The organism is Kitasatospora sp. NPDC004799, from assembly GCF_040609095.1.
GTDB lineage: Bacteria > Actinomycetota > Actinomycetes > Streptomycetales > Streptomycetaceae > Kitasatospora.
In genome coordinates this window covers 1-5,285 of record NZ_JBEXJK010000508.1, presented here as the reverse complement: position 1 = coordinate 5,285, position 5,285 = coordinate 1, and the positions used below count along the sequence as shown (strand labels likewise).

The window sequence follows — 5,285 nt, the reverse complement described above, 5'->3', positions numbered from 1 at the left end:
TGGGAGCCACGAACGTTCTACGGGCCGGGCTGGTCCGTCGCGAAGCCCAACCGGCTTAGCGAGAAGCCCCCGGCTTCAGCCGGGGGAGGAGTCACCGACAGGTACTTCCGTTCTCAGGGACGAGGCATCCCGCGGCGCAGAGCTCCGCGCTCGCACGGGGTCGCACACCAGTGTCTCCGCGGGAGGGGCCGTCGCCGAACCCGGCCGCCGGGCGGGTGTCACGCCGGGGGCAGGCCGAGGGTGGGGAGGTGGTCGGCCATCAGGAGGGCGACGAGTTCGCGGCGGCTGCCCACGCCGGTCTTGTGGAGGATCGCGGTGACGTGCTGCTGGACGGTGGGCACGGTCAGGTGCAGGAGGGCGGCGATGTCCTTGGTGCTGGTGCCGCGCACCGCGTGCACGGCGACCTGCTGTTCGCGCGGGGACAGGCCGTGGGCGAGGATCGCCAGCGGCAGGCGCTGGACGGGGGAGACCGGGGAGGCGACCACGGCGACGCCGCCGCGGCGGCCGTCCAGCGGGGAGGCGTGCAGGACCAGCCACTGCCCGTCGGGGGCGCAGACCCGCACCTCGGCGGGGGCGCCCTGGCGGGCGGCCTGGCGGGCGACGGTGACGAAGCCGCTGGGCACCCCGCCGGTCTGGGCGATGGGTTCGGCCATCCGCCCGATCAGGTCGCGGGCCGCCGCGTCCGCCGAGCGCAGCCGCCCGTACCCGTCCAGGATCGCCACCGCCGGGGCGTGCACGGGCTGGGTGCGGGCGCGGCGCAGGGCGGCGAGGTGGGTGTCGCGCAGGGCGGCGCCGATCGGGGCGGCGACGCGTTCGGCCAGGCGCAGGTTGGGCACACCGTAGCTGCCGCGGGCGCGGTCGCGCATGAACGCCCCCGAGCCCCAACGGCCGCCGCCCAGGTCGAAGTTGATCCGCAGCTCGTCGCCGTAGCCGCAGGGGTGGAGCAACTCCCGGTAGCGGACGCTGCGTTCGGGGCGGCCGTCGGTGGCCCGGTCGACGGTCTGCGCCCGGTGGCCGGAGGCGCGGATCGCGGTGAAGGTGGTGAGGTCCTCGCCCTGGAGCTCCAGTTGGACGGCCTGCTCGAACTGGGCCGGGTCCAGACCTTCGGCGACGGTGGAGGTGGGGAACCCGGTGACCGGGTCGTTGCCGTGGAAGCAGCCGCCGTCGAAGCCGAGCGGTTCCAGCAGCAGGGTGTGCAGCTCGCGGAACAGCTCGGCGGCCGGTAATTGGGCGGCCGCCAACTCGCCGATGGAACCCAGCACTTCCCGCTCTACGTCACGTCGTTTGGCCACGGACGGAATACTACGGAAGCCGGGGCCCGGCGTCCGGTGAACGGACGAGGACGGATGGACGAGGAGAGAGGCGGGAAGGGCGGACGCGCCTCCGTTCGGCGCCCCCGCCCCCGCCCCCCGTACCCGGCTCCCCGTCCCCTCGTCACGCGGGGAGCGAGGTCAGCTCCACAGGTTGGCCGGCTGGTCGTCGATGGCCGTCCAGAAGCGGGTGCCGGTCGGCAGGGTGCCGTTGGCCCACATGCCCCAGCCCCCGGCGTCGTGGAACTCCGTCATCCGGAAGCCGGTGCCGAAGGACGAGGCGCACAGCTGGTCGGCGACGGCCCGGCCGGTCAGCAGGGTGCCGGCCACCGGCGCGGTGGCCTTCAGCTCACCGCCGCCCCAGGCGTGCGAGCCGGGCGTGGGCGGCATGCCCACCGGCGCGGGCCGGCCGTCCTGCTTGATGCACAGCACCGGCAGCTGGAAGCCCGCCCAGGTGTCTCCGTGGTACGGGTCGCTCTGCCCGTCGTAGCCGACGTGCACCAGGTTGTCGGCGCGCTGCTCCAGGTTGGCCCAGGTCATGCCCTTGTGGGCGCCGATCGGGCCGAACAGGGCGGTGTAGACGGACTTGTCGATGTCCCACTGCTGGTAGCGGCTGTCGGCGCAGTCGGTCATGTAGAGCTTCCAGCCGCCGAAGGGCTTCGTGTCGTTGTCCAGGCACTGGCCGCTGCCCTCGTTCCTCAGCCGCACCCCGATCATGTCCCACTTCGCCGTCTCGCCACCGGCGTTGAACGGGGTGACCTCCCACCGCTCGCCGGACGAGCCGAAGGGGCACTGGACGACGCGTCCGCCGTTCGACAGGCAGAACTTCGGGTTGGAGTTCGGGTGGACGGTGAAGGAGCCGGGCCTGCCCGGTACGGGCGTGATCCCGAAGAGCAGGGGGTTGTCGGACGGCGCGCAGGGGTGCAGTTCGGGCTGGCCGAAGGCGCCGGGGCCGGGGCAGCGGTCGGACCCCTGGTTGTACAGGACCGTCGCGGGGGTGTCGGCCGACGCCGTGCCGGGCAGCAGGGCCGCACCGCTCAGGGCGAGGGCGAGGACGACCGCGAGGACGAGGCTGCGCACCGGCGAACGCACGAGGACCTCCGGACCGAGAGGGGGCGGGGCGGCCGGCGGCTGCGGGGCCGCCGACCACCGCCAGCCTGCCAGGGCCCGGTCAACCACCGGTATCCGTGCTTTCTAGGACCCCGCCGGACCCCGCCGGCAGCCTCCAGCCGATGCGCTACGCCCCCACGCGTCCGCGCCACCACGCCACCGTCGCCCGCACCTGCTCCTCCAGCGGCGTGGCCCGCACCGCGAACGCGGCCTCGTACGCCGAGCAGTCCATCACGAACGGCCGGTCGAACTGGTAGCGCACCTCCCGCAGTTCGCGCAGCAGCGGGGAGAACGCCCCCGCCACGGCCAGCGCGGCCGCGGGCAGGCGGCGCACCGCGGCAGGCCCGCGGCCCGCCTCGGCGGCCAGCCGCTCGACCATGCCGCGCACCGGCACGGGCGCGACGGTGGGCACGTGCCAGGCCCGGCCCCAGGCCCGCTCCTAGCCGGCGACCTCGACCATCGCCCGGGCCACGTCCGGCAGGTAGGTCCAGCTGTGCGCGGCGTCCGGGTCGCCGATCACCGCGACCTGCCGGCCCTTCAGCAGACCCGGCATCACCCGCCCGGCCAGGTGGCCGCCGTCGGTGACGCCGGGGCCGAAGAAGTCCGAGGCCCGCACCTCCACCGCCCGGATCCGCCCGGCCTCGTGCAGCGCCCGCGCCCGCTCCCAGGCCGCCGCCCGCACCCGCCCCTTGGGGCCGGTCGCGGCGAGCGGCAGGTCCTCGGTCAGCGGACCGGCCACCGGCCCGTAGCCGTACAGGTTGCCGAGCAGGACCAGCACCGCGCCGCTCTCCTCGGCCGCCGCGCACAGCGAGGCGCTCAGCGCCGGCCACAGCCGCGCCCACTGCGGCAGCGGCGGCGCGGCGCAGCCGTGGAGGGCGGCGGCGCCGCGGGCGGCCTGCGCCAGCCGTACGGGGTCGCTCGCGTCCAGGGCGAGGTGCTCGACGCCGGGGACGGCCGGCCCGGCGGGGCGTCCGGTACGGGTGACGACCCGGACCTCGTGGCCCTGTTCGGCCAGCAGGCGGGCGGTGGCGGCCCCGGCGGGCCCGTGTCCGACGACCAGGTGGAAGCTCATCCGCCCCACCCTAGTGGCGCCCCGGAACGAGGGTCGCGGCGGGCGGGCCGGGGGTGGCGCGCCGTCAGGCGGGGAGGGGTGGGGGTTCGGCAAATAATTGGTATGGCAATCGTAAAAGTGGATCTATGCTGGTGAAGATTCATGATCCTTTCGCACGAAACAGGTCCGCTCCTGATGAAGCTGCCCCGGGTGTCCGCCGTCGTCGCGGCCGCCGTCCTGGCCCCCGCCGTCCTCTTCCCCGCCACGGCCTCCGCCTCCGAGACCCCGAAGCCGACCGGCGTCTCCGGCCCCGACACCGGGTCCGACTCCGCCCGGGACACCGCACCCGAGGACGGCGACGGCCAGGAGAAGCGCGACCGCGCCGAGGTCCAGCGCATCCTCGCCGACCCCAACAGCGGCCCCGGCGTCCGCGAGGCGGCCGAGAAGGCCCTCAAGGGCGGCGCCGCCGAGCTGCGGCACTTCCTGGACGTCGAGCTGGCCGAGCAGCGTTACATCGACAACCGGGTCAGGACCACCCAGCTCCTCGCCACCGGCGGCCCCGCCGTGAAGAAGGCCGCCAAGGCCGCCCTGCGCGGCACCTACCAGGACGTCCTCGACTTCCTGGCGACCGGCCAGTTCACCGCCCGCGCCGAGGACGAGGACCGCGCCGAGGTCGAGGCCGTCCTCGCCGACCCGAACAGCGGCCCCGGCGTCCGCGAGGCGGCCGAGAAGGCCCTCAAGGGCGGCGCCGCCGAACTGCGCCACTTCCTCGACGTCGAGCTCGACGACCAGCGCGCGACCGACAACCACGTGCGGGCCTCACAGATCTACGCCGCCGGCGGCCCGGCCGTGAAGAAGGCCGCCAAGGCCGCCCTGCGCGGCACCGACGCCGACATCGCCGAGTTCCTGAAGACCGGCCAGTACGTCGCCCGCGCCGAGGACGAGGACCGCGCCAAGATCGAGGCGATCCTCGCCGACCCGGCCACCGGCCCCAAGGTGCGCGAGGCGGCCGAGCAGGCCCTCAAGGGCGGCGCCGCCGAACTGCGCCACTTCCTGGAGGTCGAGCTCGCGGACAACCAGCGGCCCGACAACCTGCTGCGCCTCACCCGGATCGCGGACGGCGCCGAGGGGGCCGGCCCGGCGCTGCGCCTGGCCGCGTCCAAGGCCCTGGACGGCACCTACCAGGACGTCCTCGACTTCCTGGCGACCGGCCAGTACGCCGCCCGCGCCCAGGACGACCGCGCCGAGGTCGAGCGCATCCACGCCGACCCGGCCACCGGCCGCGCCGTGCGCGAGGGGGCCCAGAAGGCGCTCAAGGGCGGCGGCGCCGAGCTGCGGCACTTCCTGGCCGTCGAGCTGCCGGTGCTGCGCGAGAGCGACAACCGGGTCAAGGTCTCCCAGATCATCGAGACCGGCGGCCCGGCGGTGCGCAAGGCCGCCCTGGCGGCCTCCGAGGGCAGCTACGCGGACATCCTGGCCTTCCTCAAGGACGGCTGGGCCAAGGCGAAGGCCGAGGACGAAGCCGCGGCGGCGGCCAAGCCGGGTACCGGCAACGGCACGGGCACTGACACCGGCACCGGCACCGGCTCGGGTACGGGCAACGGCACCGGCGGCTCCGGGCAGCAGCCGCAGACCGTCCAGCCCGCCGGCCACACCGGCACCGGGACCACCACCGCCACCCGTACGGGCAGCGGCACCACGAGCACAACCGGCACCGGCACCGGCACGCTCGCCGCCACCGGCACCGACGGGCTCGGCTGGGAGGCCGGCGGCGCCGCCGCGGCCCTCGCCGCGGGCGCGGCGATGGTCGTGGC

At 75.3% G+C, this 5,285-nt stretch carries 3 protein-coding genes and 1 pseudogene; 1 reads left to right on the top strand and 3 read right to left on the bottom strand.

From position 1 onward, the window contains the following. Positions 1 to 218: 218 nt before the first annotated feature. From ABZW03_RS36680 to ABZW03_RS36670, 3 genes and pseudogenes are all read right to left on the bottom strand, one after another. Complete coding sequence (locus tag ABZW03_RS36680; RefSeq protein WP_355268560.1) at positions 219 to 1,262, bottom strand: helix-turn-helix transcriptional regulator; 1,044 nt, start codon at positions 1,260 to 1,262, stop codon at positions 219 to 221. Between the two features lie 189 nt (positions 1,263 to 1,451). Continuing rightward, the gene (locus ABZW03_RS36675; protein ID WP_355268557.1) at positions 1,452 to 2,402 is read right to left on the bottom strand and encodes a hypothetical protein; all 951 of its coding nucleotides are present in this window, start codon (positions 2,400 to 2,402) and stop codon (positions 1,452 to 1,454) included. A 145-nt stretch (positions 2,403 to 2,547) separates the two neighbouring features. Then, a pseudogene (locus ABZW03_RS36670) lies at positions 2,548 to 3,492 on the bottom strand (NAD-dependent epimerase/dehydratase family protein). A 141-nt stretch (positions 3,493 to 3,633) separates the two neighbouring features. Here ABZW03_RS36670 and ABZW03_RS36665 point away from each other — a divergent pair. Continuing rightward, positions 3,634 to 5,285: ALF repeat-containing protein (locus ABZW03_RS36665; RefSeq protein ID WP_355268554.1), on the top strand; the 1,652-nt coding region annotated here is incomplete at its 3' end.